The 15,904-nt window shown below is 72.3% G+C and carries 15 protein-coding genes and 1 other RNA gene; 6 read left to right on the top strand and 10 right to left on the bottom strand.

Annotated features, from left to right (window positions below; all coding sequences use genetic code 11):
* Positions 1 to 23: 23 nt before the first annotated feature.
* Positions 24 to 713: a GAP family protein gene (locus ACN27J_RS00895; protein ID WP_421362378.1), complete on the bottom strand. Its 690-nt coding sequence runs from the start codon at positions 711 to 713 to the stop codon at positions 24 to 26.
* A gap of 117 nt (positions 714 to 830) precedes the next feature.
* Here ACN27J_RS00895 and ACN27J_RS00890 point away from each other — a divergent pair, with 117 nt between their 5' ends.
* The 3 genes from ACN27J_RS00890 (at position 831) to ACN27J_RS00880 (ending at position 3,434) form a co-directional block, all read left to right on the top strand.
* The gene (locus ACN27J_RS00890) at positions 831 to 2,066 is read left to right on the top strand and encodes a sensor histidine kinase (RefSeq protein ID WP_421362376.1); all 1,236 of its coding nucleotides are present in this window, start codon (positions 831 to 833) and stop codon (positions 2,064 to 2,066) included.
* Positions 2,063 to 2,719, top strand: a complete 657-nt coding sequence (locus ACN27J_RS00885) for a response regulator (RefSeq protein WP_421362373.1) — start codon at positions 2,063 to 2,065, stop codon at positions 2,717 to 2,719. Before ACN27J_RS00890 ends, ACN27J_RS00885 begins: the two co-directional genes overlap by 4 nt.
* A gap of 79 nt (positions 2,720 to 2,798) precedes the next feature.
* Complete coding sequence (locus tag ACN27J_RS00880) at positions 2,799 to 3,434, top strand: MOSC domain-containing protein (protein ID WP_421362370.1); 636 nt, start codon at positions 2,799 to 2,801, stop codon at positions 3,432 to 3,434.
* A 307-nt stretch (positions 3,435 to 3,741) separates the two neighbouring features.
* On the opposite strand, the gene ACN27J_RS00875 is transcribed toward ACN27J_RS00880, so the two are convergent.
* Positions 3,742 to 4,011, bottom strand: a complete 270-nt coding sequence (locus ACN27J_RS00875) for a hypothetical protein (protein ID WP_421362368.1) — start codon at positions 4,009 to 4,011, stop codon at positions 3,742 to 3,744.
* A gap of 371 nt (positions 4,012 to 4,382) precedes the next feature.
* Between ACN27J_RS00875 and rnpB the strand changes: the two genes are divergently transcribed.
* The 3 genes from rnpB (at position 4,383) to ACN27J_RS00860 (ending at position 5,759) form a co-directional block, all read left to right on the top strand.
* Positions 4,383 to 4,801: RNase P RNA component class A (gene rnpB, locus ACN27J_RS00870), an RNA gene on the top strand.
* A gap of 90 nt (positions 4,802 to 4,891) precedes the next feature.
* Positions 4,892 to 5,047, top strand: a complete 156-nt coding sequence (locus ACN27J_RS00865; RefSeq protein ID WP_421362365.1) for a hypothetical protein — start codon at positions 4,892 to 4,894, stop codon at positions 5,045 to 5,047.
* A 487-nt stretch (positions 5,048 to 5,534) separates the two neighbouring features.
* On the top strand, positions 5,535 to 5,759 hold the full coding sequence (locus tag ACN27J_RS00860) for a hypothetical protein (RefSeq protein ID WP_421362362.1): 225 nt from the start codon (positions 5,535 to 5,537) through the stop codon (positions 5,757 to 5,759).
* A gap of 31 nt (positions 5,760 to 5,790) precedes the next feature.
* On the opposite strand, the gene ACN27J_RS00855 is transcribed toward ACN27J_RS00860, so the two are convergent.
* Genes ACN27J_RS00855 through ACN27J_RS00820 form a run of 8 tightly spaced genes read right to left on the bottom strand, consistent with a single transcriptional unit; the run spans position 5,791 to position 15,900 of the window.
* A complete protein-coding gene (locus ACN27J_RS00855) occupies positions 5,791 to 7,164 on the bottom strand; it encodes an NADP-dependent succinic semialdehyde dehydrogenase (RefSeq protein WP_421362359.1) in 1,374 nt (457 codons plus the stop codon).
* Between the two features lie 2 nt (positions 7,165 to 7,166).
* On the bottom strand, positions 7,167 to 7,991 hold the full coding sequence (locus ACN27J_RS00850) for an E3 binding domain-containing protein (protein WP_421362356.1): 825 nt from the start codon (positions 7,989 to 7,991) through the stop codon (positions 7,167 to 7,169).
* Positions 7,988 to 8,965: an alpha-ketoacid dehydrogenase subunit beta gene (locus ACN27J_RS00845; RefSeq protein WP_421362353.1), complete on the bottom strand. Its 978-nt coding sequence runs from the start codon at positions 8,963 to 8,965 to the stop codon at positions 7,988 to 7,990. The genes ACN27J_RS00850 and ACN27J_RS00845 overlap by 4 nt, the downstream gene beginning before the upstream one ends.
* The gene (locus tag ACN27J_RS00840; RefSeq protein WP_421362350.1) at positions 8,953 to 10,017 is read right to left on the bottom strand and encodes a thiamine pyrophosphate-dependent dehydrogenase E1 component subunit alpha; all 1,065 of its coding nucleotides are present in this window, start codon (positions 10,015 to 10,017) and stop codon (positions 8,953 to 8,955) included. Before ACN27J_RS00840 ends, ACN27J_RS00845 begins: the two co-directional genes overlap by 13 nt.
* Positions 10,014 to 11,387, bottom strand: coding sequence for a M24 family metallopeptidase (locus ACN27J_RS00835; protein WP_421362347.1), 1,374 nt, complete (start codon positions 11,385 to 11,387; stop codon positions 10,014 to 10,016). Before ACN27J_RS00835 ends, ACN27J_RS00840 begins: the two co-directional genes overlap by 4 nt.
* Positions 11,384 to 12,289 (bottom strand): NAD(P)-dependent oxidoreductase, encoded by a 906-nt coding sequence (locus ACN27J_RS00830; protein ID WP_421362344.1) that lies wholly within the window; start codon positions 12,287 to 12,289, stop codon positions 11,384 to 11,386. Before ACN27J_RS00830 ends, ACN27J_RS00835 begins: the two co-directional genes overlap by 4 nt.
* Positions 12,286 to 13,275: a cupin domain-containing protein gene (locus tag ACN27J_RS00825; RefSeq protein ID WP_421362342.1), complete on the bottom strand. Its 990-nt coding sequence runs from the start codon at positions 13,273 to 13,275 to the stop codon at positions 12,286 to 12,288. The genes ACN27J_RS00830 and ACN27J_RS00825 overlap by 4 nt, the downstream gene beginning before the upstream one ends.
* A 57-nt stretch (positions 13,276 to 13,332) precedes the next feature.
* Positions 13,333 to 15,900: an ATP-binding cassette domain-containing protein gene (locus ACN27J_RS00820; protein ID WP_421362340.1), complete on the bottom strand. Its 2,568-nt coding sequence runs from the start codon at positions 15,898 to 15,900 to the stop codon at positions 13,333 to 13,335.
* Between the last annotated feature and the right edge of the window lie 4 nt (positions 15,901 to 15,904).

Raw genomic sequence — 15,904 nt, 5'->3', positions numbered from 1 at the left:
CGGTCCCGGTGCCCGGTCGGCGCTCAGTCGAGAACGTCGAGACGGACCAGCGCGTCGCGGGCAAGCAGGAACCCGACGATCCCGACGATCCACGATAGGGCGTTGTTGCTGGCCATCCAGTCACTGATCCGGCCCAGCAGTGGTGTCAGGCGGCGGCCACCGGCGGCACGCAGCACCAGCAGCCCCACCGCCGGAATGATCATCAGCAGGCAGTAGCCGGCCATCACCAGCGCCAACTGTCCCGGCGGGAGCCCCGCCGTGGTCAGCAGCCCGATGGCGGCCAGATACGGCAGCATCGTGGTCACCTCGACCGCTGCGGCGGCGAGCGCCAAGCCGACCAGCCCGGACACGCCGGCGGTCAGCGCCCGCTGCCGCCAGCGCTGCAATCGGCCTACCCGAGCAGCTGGCTTGTTCTTGCGGTCCAGCCGGAAGCTCCAGAAGAACAGCGCGACGCCGACGACCAGTTGCGTCCACCTCACCGGCCGGGCGTCGAGTAGGCGGCTGACCTGCGGCAGGAACGCTTCGGCGCCCGAGGCGACGGCGACGCCGATCAGGAAGTAGAAGGCTGCGACGGTGCCGAGGAAGACCAGGATCCGACCGGCACGGATCCGCCCCGGGTGCAGCAGCAGCCAGATCGGGATGAGCAGCGTGCCGAAACTGGTGGAGTCGATCAACGCGAGAACGACCAGTGACCCCAGAAGCGCAAAGTCCATTGCCGTACGGTGCCGGCTGCGGTCAGGTCGGCGCGTCGGCCGAAAGTTGTCCGGCCCCGGCCCGCGTACATCCTTCGACGGACGCGGCATCGCACCGGCCGTGATGGGATGGACCGCGTGACGGAGGCAGGACTGCGGCAACGGCTGGCCGAACGCTGGCGGGGCAGCACCCAGCTGCAGGACAACCTCACCGCCGTGACCACCTTCGCCGTCGGTGTGGTGCTGAACCTGGTCGGGCTGACCGACGTCTGGCACGACCTCGACGTGCTGGACGGGCACCTTGCCGGTCCGACGCAGGGGTGGTGGCAGTCGGTCCTGCTGGCCGTCGGCTGCCTCGCGATGCTGGGCAAACGCCGGCGTCCGATGCGTGCGTTGGGCGTCGGTGCCGGCGTGGTCGCCGCCGATGCCATCCTCGGCGGCAGTATCGCGATCGTTCTGGTCCTGTTCGACCTGCTCTTCTCGGCAGGGCAGTTCGCGTCCGCCCGCGCCCGTGCCGCGGTGACGACCGTCGTGTTCGTGCTGATCGGCACGGCGAGCGTCGTCGGCGGCCTGGCCATCGGCGAGTTCCGGGCCGCGGTCTTCATCGGTCTGCAGCTGACCACACTGCTGTTCGTGCCGTTGTGGTGGTCGGCGAACCTCCGCCAGCAGCGCATGCTGGGCGTACTCACCGCCGAGCGGACCGCCCGGGAGGCAGTGCTCGCCGAACGTGCCGCGGTGGCCCGGGACCTGCACGACGTCATCGCCGCCCACCTGTCCACAACGGCGATCCACTCCGGAGCGGCACTCGCGCGACCGCCGGACGCCGAACACGATCGGGCGGCGCTGCGGGCGGTGCGCACCAGCAGCCTCACCGCGCTGGAGGAGATGCGGTCGATGATCTTCCTACTGCGGGCGGACGGTTTCCCGGCCGCCGACGCCACCGCACCCGGCGGCCTGGACCGCCTGCCGGAGCTGGCGGATGCGGCTGAGGCGGGCGGCCTGCGGGTCGACCTGAGCATGGCCGCCGTACCGCAGGTCCCCGCGCTGGTGGGGCACGCCGCCTACCGGATCGTTCGTGAGGCGTTGACGAACGCTGGCAAACACGCGCCGGGATCCCAGGTACGGGTCGAGGTGGCCGAGGCGGCGGATCATGTCACCGTGACGGTCACCAACACCCTGATCCGGGCCGTCGACCTCGGCCATCCCACGCTGAGCTCCGGCACCGGTCTGGCGTCGATGCGTGAGCGCGCCGCCCTGCTGGGCGGTGCCCTGAGCGCGGGCCGTGACGGCGACCACTGGCGGGTCCGGGCGACACTGCCCCGGCACCCGACGGTCGAGGTGCCGGTGGCGCGGCCGGCCGGAGGGCTACGGTGACGGCGGCCCGGATCCGCGTCGTCCTCGCCGACGACCACGCCGCGATCCGCGCCGGACTACGGCTGATGCTGGAGCAGGCCGCCGATATCGCCGTCGTCGGCGAGGCCGCCGACGGTACAGTGGCGATCCGGCAGGCGGGCGCGCTGCGCCCCGACGTCGTGGTCATGGACATCCGGATGCCCGGCACCGACGGCATCGCCGCGACGCGGGCGATCACCTCGGCGGGAGTGGCCGACGTGCTCGTCCTGACCTCCTTCGACATCGACGAGTACCTGTTCGGAGCACTCCGGGCGGGAGCGGCCGGTTTCCTGCTGAAGTCGGTCGAGCCCGTGGCTCTGGTGGACGCGGTCCGCCGGGTCGCGGCTGGCGACGGGGTGATTGCGCCCGAGGTGACCCGTCGGCTCCTCACTGCCTTCGTCTCCGCCGCCGTACCTGAGGTGTCATCGACGCGTCCCTCGTTCGACGCGCTCACCAGCCGGGAACGCGACGTGCTCGCCGCGCTCGGCCGCGGGCTGTCCAACGCCGACATCGCGGCATCGTTGGCGATCACCGAGGCGACCGCGAAGACCCACGTCTCGCGGGTGCTGGCCAAGCTCGGTTGCGCCTCGCGGGTGCAGGCCGCGATCCTCGTCAAGGAGGCCGGGCTGACCTGACGTGTTCGATCCCGCGATGCGGCACCGGCGTGCGGTGAATCCTATCGACTGCACACGTACGCTCTGCCACACTCCGGACATGGACCACCCCCCGATGAACACCACGGCGCCGCGTCACCTGCCCACCGCCGAGCTCACCGCCGGGCTCACCGAGGTGGCCCGCTCCCCACGCGGCTCCGGCACGTTGGACCTCATCGTCCGCCGGCCGGCCGTCGACGAACGGGAACTGCTCGCCGAAGGGACGCTCGACATCACCGACGGGCTGGTCGGCGACGGCTGGGCGCAGCGCGGCAGCTCGGCCACCGGCGACGGTTCGGCGCACCCGGACCGGCAGCTCACCGTGATGAACTCCCGGTTCGTCCGGCTGGTCGCCGGTGACGACCCGCAGCACTGGGGGCTGGCCGGCGACCAGCTCTTCGCCGATCTCGACCTGCACACCGACGCACTGCCCGCCGGCACCCGGCTGGCGGTCGGCGACGAGGCGGTCATCGAGGTGACGGCCGAGCCGCACAACGGGTGTGCGAAGTTCGCCAACCGCTACGGGCGGGACGCGCACAAGCTGGTCTGGAGTGAGCAGGGTCGCCAGGCCCGGCTGCGTGGCCTCTACGCCCGTGTCGTGGTCGGTGGCGTCATCCGGCCCGGCGACCAGATCCGCGTACTCGGCCCGGCCGACGCCACCGAGGGAACCGCTATGGCCCTCAACCCGCCGGTTTAAGGGTCATACCGGTTCCCTCGTCGTCAGACACCGGTCGTCAGCCCGAGCGCGGATCTCAGCGGTCCGCCTCGACCGCCCACCGACCCGCCGCTTTGAAGTCACCGACGTCGAGGTGTGCCCGCACCGCGTCCACCAGGTACGCCGCCCGATGCTCCGCTGGCGTCGACATCGGCCTCCTCGGCGTCGGTACCGGCGACCTGCTGCTGGTCCGCGCCCTGCGCTGACCCGCGCCCTGCGCCGACCGCCGTCCTGCCGGTTCCATCCACGCTGGGGTTGGCCTCCGCGCTCGAGTTGAAGGCCAGATACCCTATCTGCCGCTTGCGAGGTCGCTGACCTTCAACTCGTGCACCAACTCGTGCGCCCAGAGCCCGCTGACGGCGACGGCGGCCGGAATGCCGTCCACCACACCACGTCCGGCGACGCGGGCCGTGCAGACCGCCGAGGAGATCGTCGCCTTCCTGCCCGGGTCGCGGTGCACGAGTGTCGGTTCGCGGCCGGCGCGGTACGGGCACAGGCAGCGGCGAACCGCTGGGGGCGGGCCGGCGACGTCGACCGGCACGAACTGGTGGTGACGCACGACTTCGTGATCGGCTGGGCGGTTCGGCACGCGCTGGATGCGCCGTACTGTCGGTGGCTCGGGTTGAACCAGTTCAACTGCGGGTGACGATCGTGCAGTGGCGCAGCGACGCTCCGCCGACCCTGGCCATCTTCAACGAGATCGGCCATCTGCCGCCGGGCGAGCGAGGCCAGCCGCCGGTGGAGTTGCTGACCTGAGCCGCCTGGCTGTTGCCTGGCTGTGGGCGTAGGTCATGCGGTGGATCTAGAAGGATTTGGCCGGTATATCGACCATAATCCTTCTAGATCACTGTTCTGGGCTGGTCGTGGTGGCCTGCCGGGCCTGCGGGCGGGGAATGATCGCGGGCTGCGTACGATTGATGCTCGGACGGATGAGTCGACCGGGCGGCCGCGTCAGCGGGGGGATATATCCCCTGTTGGCGAGGAACGTCCGGACTCCACAGGGCAGGGTGGTTGCTAACGGCAACCCGGGGCGACCCGCGGGACAGTGCCACAGAAAACAGACCGCCGGGCGGTGAAACGCCCGGTAAGGGTGAAACGGTGGGGTAAGAGCCCACCAGCATCCCGGGTGACCGGGATGGCTCGGTAAACCCCACCCGGAGCAAGGCCAAGAGGGCCGGTGTCGCGAGACGCCGACCTGCGCAGGCGTTCGAGGGCTGCCCGCCCGAGCCTGCGGGTAGGCCGCTGGAGCCTGCCGGCGACGGTAGGCCTAGATGGATGGCCGCCCCCGCTGCGCGACCGGGCAACCGGCGCGTACGGGACAGAATCCGGCGTACAGGTCGACTCGTCCGTCCCACCCCAGTTCAGAGCCACGCGCGTACCTGCGGCTGCGTCAACAGGGCGGGCATCGACGTTCGCGCCTAGGTCCTATCGTCGGTGCCGTGTCCGACATCCTGCAGATCGGCTCCCTCGCCGTCCCCGTTGGTGCCCTCGTCGTCTACGCGGTCGGGTTCGTCGCCCTCTACTGGGTCATCCGCCTTGCTGTCCGACACGCCATCCGAGACGCCGACCGACGTCGGTCAGGCGAACGGCGGTAGCGTCGAGATGCCTTTGGTCGGTGACACCCGATACGGACAGCGGCGACCCCCTCGCGGTCGGCACCAACGCACGGATCATGACCCACGCACCGATCAGCAACGGCCACACCCGACAAGCCGTCACCCTCGCGCAGGCATCCGCCGCCGCCCGGCTCGATGACCGCGACGCTATGACCGCGACGCTGCCACCACCATGCTGGACGAGGCGACGCCGGCACCGCCATCACCTACGCCCGCCAAGTATGGATCGGCAAGATCACCCTGACCGAACGCAAAGCAGCCCTGTTCGTCGACGTCGCACCGGCCTACGTCCAGTGGGGACGACGCGAGCAAGGACTGTCGGCACTACGGACCGTCACCGAGTTCGCCGCCACCGCCAGCGCACTCGACTCATCGCCGCCCCTGCCGTCTCGCCAGCGGCGTCGCCGACACCTACCCGCTCACCTCGACCGCCGAACTGATCGGACGCGGCGTCCCCACCGTCGTCGTGCCGTTCGTCAATGCCGCACTGGCCGCCCGTGCCCCGTACCAACGCTCCATCGCCGGACTGCGGGCCGAAGGCGTCCGGGTCATCTCCGGCCCGGACGACGACTGGACACCACACCCGCCAGGCACCGGCACCGGCACCGGCACCGGCCGACGAACCGTGTTCCCGTGGAGGAAGGCGTTTCAGCTCGCCACGCAGATGCGCCTGAGAAGGTTGAGCAGTTGACGACGAACACGACACCGCTGGCGCGGTGGAGTCAGCCCTGCCAGACGGCCTTGACGTTGCAGAACTCGCGGATGCCGTGCACCGACAGCTCCCGGCCGTACCCGCTGGTCTTGATGCCGCCGAACGGCAGCTCCGGGTAGGACACCGTCATCCCGTTGACCGTGACGCTGCCGGCCGCCAGCTCGTCGACGCAGCGGCGCTGCTCGGCCGGGTCGTCGGTCCACACGACCGAGCCGAGCCCGAACGCGGTGCCGTTGGCCACCTCGATCGCCTCGTCGAGTGAGTCGACCGGGTAGATCACCGCGACCGGGCCGAACGCCTCCTCGGCGTACAGCCGCATGGTCGGGTCGACGCCGGTGAGCACCGTCGGCGGGTAGAACCAGCCCGGCCCGTCCGGCAGTTTCGCGCCGGTCAGCACCGTCGCTCCCCGGGCCACCGCGTCGTCGACCAGGTCGGCCACGTCCTGCCGGGTCTGCGCGGTGGCCAGCGGCCCGACCTCGGTCGCCGGATCGGCCGGGTCACCGACCACCAGCGCGGCCATCCGGGCCACGAACTCGCCGGTGAACTCGTCGAGCACCGCCCGGTGCACGATGAACCGTTTCGCCGCGATGCACGACTGCCCGTTGTTCTGGCAGCGGGCCCGCGCGGCGACCGCCGCCGCCTGAGTCACGTCCGCCGACGGCAGCACGACGAACGGGTCCGAGCCGCCCAGCTCAAGCACCGTCTTCTTCAGCGCCTGCCCGGCGGCGGCGGCCACCGCCCGCCCGGCCGCCTCACTACCGGTGAGGGTCACCGCCGCCACCCGGGGGTCGCGGATCACCCGGTCCACTGCCGACGCGCCGATCAGCAGGCTCTGGAACGCCCCGGCCGGGAACCCGGCCCGGGTGAACAGATCCCCCAGGTAGATCGCGGTCTGCGGCACGTTGGAGGCATGCTTGAGCAGGCCGACGTTGCCGGCCATCAACGCCGGTGCGGCGAACCGCAGCGCCTGCCAGAGCGGGAAGTTCCACGGCATCACGGCCAGCACCACGCCGAGCGGTTCGTAACGCACGTACGCGCTGCGCGCGCCGACCGCCGCCGAGTCGACCGGCTCGTCGGCGAGCATCCGTTCGGCCTGGTCGGCGTAGAACCGGCAGCCGGCCGCCGACTTGCGCACCTCGGCCAGCGCCGCGCCGATGGGTTTGCCCATCTCCAGGGTCATGGTGGCGGCCAGGTCGGCGGCGTCGGCGTCGAGCAGGTCGGCGGCGGCCCGCAGCCAGGACGCCCGCTGGGCGAAGCTGGCGGCCCGCATCGGTGGCCGGGCGGCCGCCGCCGCCGCGAGGGCCTGCTCGATCTCGTCGCCGCTCATCGACGGGTACGTGCGTACGGTCTCGCCGGTGGCCGGGTTCACGGTGGCGATGGGCATGGTCAACGGTTCCTGTTCGTCGTCGGGTTCGTCGTCGAGCGGAGGGTTTCCAGTTCGGCGCGTACGGCACCGAGCAGCGCGTGGGCGGCGGCCGGGGTGATCCGCGCCGGGTCGTGGACGATGCCGACGGTGCTCACCGCGCCGATGGCCAGCATCGGTTGACCGTCGTGGCGTACCACGGTGGGTCGCTCGACGGGTGCTCCGACGCTGACCACCGCCGCCAGCCCGGCCGGCAGCTGCGGGACCTCGTGCAGCAGGCCGGCGGCGGCGCTGTCGCACAGCGCGACAGCGGACGCCGGTCCGTCGCCGGCGGCGGACGCTTCCTCGGCGAGGCCGTCCGGGTCGGCGAGGCGGCGGGCGACGGCCGCCGGGTTGAGGTCCCCGGCGTCGCGCAGCACCCGTACGCCACGGGTGCCGTCCGCGCCGTCGACGAGCACCGCCAGGTGCCGCCCGTCGGCGACGGCCAGCGGGGTGCGCCGCAGCGCCCGCAGCAGCGCGACGGCGGCGAGCGGCCCGACCGGACGATCGTCGACGGCTCCGAGCTGGGCTTCGACCAGCGCGGCTGCCACCGTACGGCCGGAGCCGGCCGGCGGCACGACGGCAGCGGCCGGTACGGCGGCGGCCGGTACGGCGGCGGCCGGTACGGCGGCGGCCGGTACGGCGGCGGCCGCAGCTGCCGACGGGGTGACCGGCCGGCCGCCGGCGGCGGCGAGCACGTCGGCGGGGCGTACCCGACCGGCCGGGCCGCTCCCGCGCAGACCGGCCAGGTCGACACCGTGTTCGCCGGCGAGCCGTCGCACCCGGGGGCTGTGCTGCTGGCGGGTCACGACTGCAGCGCCTTCTCGATGGTCTGCCCGATGCTCTCCACCGACGGGATGACCAGGTCCTCCAGCGAATCGGCGGACGGCAGCGGAATGTGCGGGGTGGTGATCCGCTGGACCGGCCCGTCCAGGTCCCAGAACGCCTCGTCGGCGGCGATCGAGGCGATCTCCGCGCCCCAGCCGAGCAGCCGCGGGTTCTCCTCGACGGTGAACAGCCGCCCGGTGCGGTGCACCGAGTCCAGGATGGTGGTCACGTCCAGCGGCACCAGCGACCGCACGTCGATGACCTCGACGTCGATGCCCCGCCCGGCGAGTTCGTCGGCGGCCTGCAGCGCCCGGGGGACCATCAGGCCGAGGGCGACGACGGTGGCGTCCCGGCCCGGTCGGCAGATCTTCGCGGTGCCGAGGGTGTCGACGATCTCCCCGTCGGGCACCTCGGCCCGCCCCGCGTACAGTCCCTTGTGTTCGAAGAACAGCACCGGGTCGTCGCTGCGGACGGCGGCGGCCATCAGGCCGACCACGTCGGTCGGGGTGGACGGGCTGACCACCTTCAGACCGGGTACGGCCATCGCCCAGTTCTCCACCGACTGCGAATGCTGGGCGCCGAACCGCAGGCTGCCGCCGTTGCCGGACTTGATCACGAGCGGCAGGCTGACCTGGCCGTTGGTCATGTACCGGGTCTTGGCGATCTGGTTGACCACGATGTCCCAGCAGACCGCGAAGAAGTCGGAGAACATGATCTCGGCGACCGGACGCAGCCCGGTCATCGCCGCACCCATCGCCGCGCCGAGGATGGCCTGCTCGGAGATCGGGGTGTCGACGACCCGGCGCGGCCCGAACCGGTCGAGCAGCCCGGCGGTCGTCTTGAACACCCCGCCGGCACCGGCAACGTCCTCGCCGACCAGCACCACCCGCTCGTCGCGGTCCATCTCCTGGGCGATGCCCCGGGCGACCGCCTCGCGGTAGCTCAGTTGCGCCATGACGATCCTCCATCCGCCCACAGCTCGGTCATCGCGCTGCCCGGTGGGGGCAGCGCACCGGCGCTGGCCTGCTCGGTCGCCTCGTCGACCGCGTCGGCCACCTCCTTGTCGATCCGGTCCAGCTGCGCCGGGTCGACGCCGAGACGTCGCAGTCGGCCCCGGTAGATCGCCACCGGGTCGTACGCCTGCCAGGCCGCTACCTCGGCCGCCGGCCGGTACTTGCCCGGGTCGGCGCGGGAGTGCCCGCCGTGGCGGTAGGTGACCGCCTCCACCAGCGACGGTCCCGCACCGGACCGGGCCCGGGCCAGGGCGGCCACGGCCGTCTGGTAGACCTCGTCGGCGTCGTTGCCGTCGATCTCGATCGGTGTCATCCCGTACGCCGCCGCCCGGTCGGCGGCCGGCCGGCGCACCGCGGTGATGTCGCTGGTCACCGTGTACTCCATGTACAGGTTGTTCTCGCAGACGAACACCACCGGCAGCCGGTAGACGGCGGCGTAGTTGAGCGCCTCGTGGAACGCCCCGATGTTGGTGGTGCCGTCGCCGAAGAAGCAGACCGCGACCTGTCCGGAGCCCCGGTACTGGGCGGACCAGGCCGCGCCGTTGGCGATCGTCAGATGCGCGCCGATGATCGCGTACGAGCCCAGCATGCCGTGCTCGACGCTGGTCAGGTGCATCGAGCCGCCCTTGCCGCCGAGCAGGCCGTTGGCCCGGCCGAGCAGTTCGGCCAGCACCGGGGTCATCCCGACACCCCGGGCCAGGGTGTGCGCGTGACCCCGGTAGGTGGCGAAGCTGTAGTCGTCGGCGCGCATCGCCACACCGAACCCGGCGGCGATCGCCTCCATCCCCAGCGACAGGTGGCTGGTGCCCTTCACCAGCTGCTGCATGAACAGGTCGTACGCCCGCTTCTCGAACTGGCGCATCTCCTGCTGACGCCGGTACAGGTGCAGCCGGGTGTCCAGGTCGATCGGCGCGCTGTCGTGCCGGGTCACGTCGCCCGGCGGCAGAACGGCGTCGTGCTCGCCGTACGGGTGGTGTTGCAGCGGCAGGGTCATCGGTCCACTCCGTCCGCACCGGGCCGGTTGTTGATGTGCGACTGGCTGTGCCGCTGCAGCGGCAGCGCGCCGCCGGTGGTGAAGTAGCGCTGACCGGCGACGAGCAGTTGCTCGGCCGGGAACTTGGTGATCACCTCGGCTCCGTCGGCGGTGACGACCAGCTCCTCCTCGATCCGGGCGGCGCCCCAGCCGTCGGCGGCCGGCCAGTAGGTCTCCAGCGCGAAGACCATGCCCTCCTCGATCAACTCCGGGTGCTCCAGTGAGACGAGCCGACTGAAGATCGGCTTCTCCCAGATGGACAGTCCGACACCGTGGCCGTACTGCAGGCCGAACGCGGCCTCCTCGTCGGCGAAGCCGAACTCCTGCGCGGTCGGCCACACCGAGACGATGTCGGCGGTGGTCGCGCCCGGCTTGACCAGCTCGATCGCCTGGTCCATGTAGTCACGGCAGCGCTGGTAGGCGTCGACCTGCGCCCGGGAGGCACTGCCCACCGCGAAGGTGCGGTAGTAGCAGGTGCGGTAGCCCATGAAGCTGTGCAGGATGTCGAAGAACGCCGGGTCGCCGGGGCGGATGAGCCGGTCGCTGAACACGTGCGGGTGCGGCGAGCAGCGTTCCCCGGAGATCGCGTTGACTCCTTCGACGTGTTCGGAGCCGAGGTCGTAGAGCTTCTTGGCGACCAGCCCGACGGTTTCGTTCTCCCGTACGCCGGGGCGCAGGAACGCGTACAGGTCGTCGTAGGCGGCGTCGACCATCGACGCGGCCGTGGTCAGCAGCGCGATCTCGTCGGGGGTCTTGATCCGCCGGGCTTCCAGGAAGACCTGCTGGCCGTCGACGACCTCGATGCCTCTGGCCCGCAACGCGGTGAGGATGGGCAGTTCGAGCATGTCGACGCCGAGCGGGGCGTCGGTCAACCCGTACCGGTCGAGTTCGGCGTAGATCTTGTCCGCGACCGCCTCGGCGACGCCTGCGTCGGGGTGGAAGGCGCCGCGCAGCACCGAGATGCCGGCCCGGGAGCCGCTGGTGCCCTGCGCGGCGGCGGCGATCGGCCGGCCCTCGCCGTCGGTCGCGCCCCGGTAGTCCAGCCACGGCGCGTACAGCTCGTGGTGGCGGGCGGCGGAGCCGAAGTCCCACAGCACGGGTTCCCCGCCGCGCGGCAGCAGCGCGAACCGGATCAGCTTGTCCATCGCCCAGGTGCCGATGTGGGTGGCGGTCATGTAGCGGATGTTGTGGAAGTCGAAGGTCAGCAGTGCCCCGACCGACGACGCGTCGAGTTGGCGGCGCAGCCGCGCCAGCCGCTCGCGGCGCAGCCGGGCCGGGTCGACCCGGGCCTCCCAGTCGACGACGTTCAACCCGAAGGTGGCGGTGCTCATCGGGCACTCCTTTCCTGCGTCTGGTGGTCGGTCAGGCCGGCGGCGGCGGCCTGGATCTCGTAGAGGGCGAGCAGGTCCTGCGCGCCGTAGCCGTGGCCGACGGCCTGCTGCACCAGCTGGTGCACCATGGACACCACCGGCATCGGCACCTCGTGGTCGCGGGCGGCGGCCAGGCCCAGGTCGAGGTCCTTGCGCAGCAGTACGCCGGTGAAGGTGGGCGTCCAGTCCCGGTCGGCCAGATCGGGGGTACGCTGGCGCACCCATTCGGAGCCGACGACGGCGTTGCCGAGGAAGTCGAGGAACGCCCGACGGTCGGTGCCGGCCTTCTCGACCAGGGTGGTGACCTCCACCAGCGCCTGCGCGAGCGCGCCCAGGTAGAGGTTGTGGGCCAGCTTCACCAGCCGGGCCTGCTCCTGCTCCCCGGCGTGCACGACGATCCGGCCGACGGCCCGCAGCAGCGGCTCGACATCGGTGAAGGTGTCCGCCGGCCCGGAGGCGACCAGACAGGCCCGGCCGGAGCCGACCACCTCCGGGTTGCCGCTGATCGGCGCGGCGAGGAACGCCACGCCGGCCCGCGCGCAGAGTTCGCGGGCGGCGGCGGAGGCGTCGACCGCGACGGTGGAGCAGTCCACCACGGTCCGCAGTCCTGTGTCGGCTGCGGACAGCAACCCGTCGCCGGGGTCGAGCACGGCGAGCAGGTCCTCGGAGGAGGAGACCGACACGAACACCACCGGGCAGGCGGCCAGGTCGGCGAGCGTCGCCACGCGTACCGCTCCCTGCTCGACGAGCGGGCCGGCCTTGGCCACGGTGCGGTTCCAGACGGTGACCTGGTGGCCGGCGTCGATCAGCCGCCGCGCGATCGCGGTACCCATCCGCCCGGTGCCCAGTTGGCCGACCTTCATCGCGGTGCCGTCCCGGTGTCGTCCGGTCCGGCCCCGGCCGACCGCGGGTCGACCCGGACTCCGGCGCAGAGTTTCCGGTCGAGGTACTCCCAGTCTCGGTTGAACCGGTAGGAGTGCTGGGCGGGCGGCTGCGGGGACTGGGTCTCGATCCACCGGGTCCGCCTGTCGGTGCGGTTGTAGAAGGCGTGGTCGCAGCCGGAGCCGGTCCACAGCACGTCGCCGGGTTCGAGGCTGACTTCGACGCCGCCGGCCACCACCGCCTCGGTGCGCCCCTCGGTGAACACGTACGCCTCCTCGAACGGGTGGTCGTGCGGGTGGGCGACTGCGGTCGGCTGGTACTCGACCATGAACATGGTGTGCAGCTGCGCGCCGACCCGTTGGTCGGCGAGCATCCGGATGCCGATGCCGCTGTACGCGAGCAGCGCGGTGGCCATGCTGGCGGACACCTCCGGGGCGTTCGGGTCACTGCCCCGGGCCAGCCGGCGCAGGTCCATCGAGCCGCTGTCGAAGCGGAAGAAGTACCGGTTGCGGGGATCGCGCAGGTCGACCCCGCCGAGATCGCCGCCGCCGGTGAGCTCACCGGGGACGAAGAAGGTGTCGCGGCGGTGGTCGCCGGGCAGCAGCCGCACCGGCGCGGACGTCTCCAACCACCGGGCACCGGCGCGCCCGGCGGTGAGCTGGTGCGCCACCGCCACCGGCACCAACGCGCAGTCGTCGGCCCGCAGGGTCAGCCGCTGGCCGAGCATGGTCAGGGTCAGTTCACCGGACCAGATCCACAGACTCTTCTCGTACGAGTGGACGGTGGCCGCGACGGCGCCGCCCGGGTCGAGGATGCCGGTGCTCATGGTCATGTGGTGCGAGCCGGTTTCCCGACCGATCAGGTCCTGGCGTCGGAAGCCGGTGCTGTGCTCGGCGTACCCGGGCGGCGTGACCGCCCGCTCGTCGTCCATCCGGGTCACGTGGTACAAGTGCTGATCCCCGTACATGTGCTGATCCCCCTTCTTCGTACGCGGGCCTGCCGGCCCCGGTCGGGCCGGCCGGCCTCAGTCGGCGGCGAGTGCGACGACGGCCCGCCGACGCCGCCGGTTGCGCAGCAGCGGCAACGACGCGGCGGCCACCACCAGGACGCCCTGGATCCAGAACTGCCAGGCGAGGCTGAACGACAGGAAACTGATCGCGCTGGTGACGGTCTGCAGGAACAGGGCGGCGGCGACGGTGGCCAGCGCCGACCCGGAGCCGCCGAAGATGCTCGCCCCGCCGAGCACCACCGCCGCCACGGAGGCGAGGGTGAGCGCCTGGCCGACGGCGGCGTTGCCGACCCCGGTCTGTGCGTACAGCACCACTCCGCCGAGCGCGGCCAGCGCGCCGGCGATGGCGTACCCGGTGAGTTTGGTCCGGGTGGTGTCGACGCCCATCCGCGCGGCCCGCACCGGGTCGGAGCCGGTGGCCCGCAGCGCCCGGCCGAGGCGCGAGCGGCGCAGCAGCAGGTGCCCGGCGACGCCGGCGGCGACCGCGACCAGGAACGTCAGCGGTACGCCGGCGATCGTGGTGCCGAGCAGGGTCCGCAGCGCGCCGCTGGCCGCCCCGCCGGGCAGTGGCCGCAGCAGCTGCGCCACCCCGAGTACGCCGATCCCGGTGATCAGTGTGGCCACCACCGGGGGCAGCCCCACGGCGGTCACCAGGGTCCCGTTTATCAGGCCGACCAGGATGCCGGCGCCGACAGCCGCGACGATCCCGACGGCGAAGGCGGCGGGTGCGCCGTCGGCGAAGAACGACACGACGACCACCGCGACCGCCACCGTCGAACCGACCGACAGGTCGATCCCGCCGGTGAGGACGACGACCAGTTGAGCCAGGCCGACCAGGGCCAGCGACGCCGCGGCGACCAGCAGCTGCTGCAGGCTGATCAGGCTCAGGAAGGCCGGCGACGACGCGGCGGTGACCGCGCCGCCCACGACGGTCATCGCCAGCACCGCCAGGGTCTGTGTCTCGCCGCCGAACAGCCGCCGCCGGGGCGTACGGGTCGGGTTGGCACCGTGCTCGACCGCCGCTTCGGTGGCGAGTACGGCGGCGCCGGTGACGTGCCGTTCGGAAAGCGTGTCGGCGGCCAGTTCGGCCTGCACCCGACCCCGGGAGAAGACCAGCACCCGGTCGCAGAGCCCTTCCAGCTCGACCGCGTCGGTGGACAGCACCACCACGGCGGTGCCGCGTGCGGCCAGCTCGCGCAGTACCCGGTAGATCTCCACCCGGGCGCCGGCGTCGACACCCTGGGTGGGGTCCTCGACCAGCAGTACGGCGGGCTCGCCGAGCGCCGCCCGGGCCAGCAGCGCCTTCTGCTGGTTGCCGCCGGACAGCGCGCCGACCGGGCTGTCCAGGGTGGCCGTCTTGACCCGCAGCGACGTCACCGCGGCGGCCACGGTCTGCCGCTCCGCGCCCCGCCGGGGCAGCACCTTGCCGATCGACACCGTCGGCAGGTGCGTGGCGGCCACGTTCTCCCGGACGCTGAGCTGGCCGAACATCGCTTCGGCGAGCCGTTCCCCGGAGAGGAAGACGATGCCGTGGCGGGCGGCGGCGGCCGGCCCGGTCAGCCGTACCGGCCGGCTGTCGACCGCCACCCGGCCGCTAGCCGGCACCAGGCCGGCGAGCGCCCGCAGGAACTGCCGCTGCCCGTTGCCTTCCACCCCGGCGAGGCCGAGGATCTCGCCACGGCGTACTCCGCCGTCGACGCCCCGGAACCCGGTGCCGGTGAGCCCGTCGAAGGTCAGCAGCGGCAGGCCGGGGTCGGCCTGCCCGGCTGCAGGCAGGTCGGCGGCGGCCCGCCCGGCTGTGGTCGGCGCGGCTGTGGGCAGATCGGCCTTTGGTGGGAAGGTGGTCTCCAACGAGCGCCCGACGATCAGCTCGACGATCTCCTCGTCGGTCTGCGTCCCGACGTCGCCGCTGTCGACCACCCGGCCGTCGCGCAGCACGGTCAGCCGCTGCGCGATCTGGCGGATCTCCGGGATCCGGTGGGTGATGTAGACGACCGCCCCGCCGGCCGCGACCAGCCGGCGGACCTGTTCGAACAGCCACTCGGTCTCGTCCGGCCCGAGCGCCTCGGTGGGCTCGTCGAGGACGAGCACCTGCGGTTCGCTGCCGAGCGCGGCGGCGATCTCGACCAGGTGCGCCTGGCGTGGGGTGAGGTCGGCGACCAGGGTGGCGGCGTCGATGGGCAGACCGAGTTCGTCGAGGTGGCGGCGGGTCCAGGCGGCCACCTGGTCGACGCCGGGCCGGACCCGCTCGGGCAGCAGCATCAGCATCGACTCGGCGACGGTGAGGCTGCCGACGAGCACCGGCGTCTGGTAGACCAGCGCCAGGCCGTCGGCACGGGCCAGCGCCGGGGTCAGCCGCCGGTGCTCCCGCCCGAGCAGGGTGATGGTGCCCGAGTCGGGGGCCACCGCGCCGGCGGCGACCCCGACCAGGGTGGACTTTCCGGCCCCGTTCTCACCGAGGACGGCGTGCACCTCGCCGGCCCGCACGGTCAGGTCGACCCCGTCGAGGGCGCGGACGCCCGGATAGGTCTTGACGATCCCGCGCAGGGTCAACACGGTGTCGTGGCGGACCGACGTCGTCATCGCG

This window comes from Solwaraspora sp. WMMB762 (genome assembly GCF_049179115.1).
GTDB lineage: Bacteria > Actinomycetota > Actinomycetes > Mycobacteriales > Micromonosporaceae > Micromonospora_E.
This window is presented reverse-complemented; position numbering and strand designations above follow the sequence as displayed.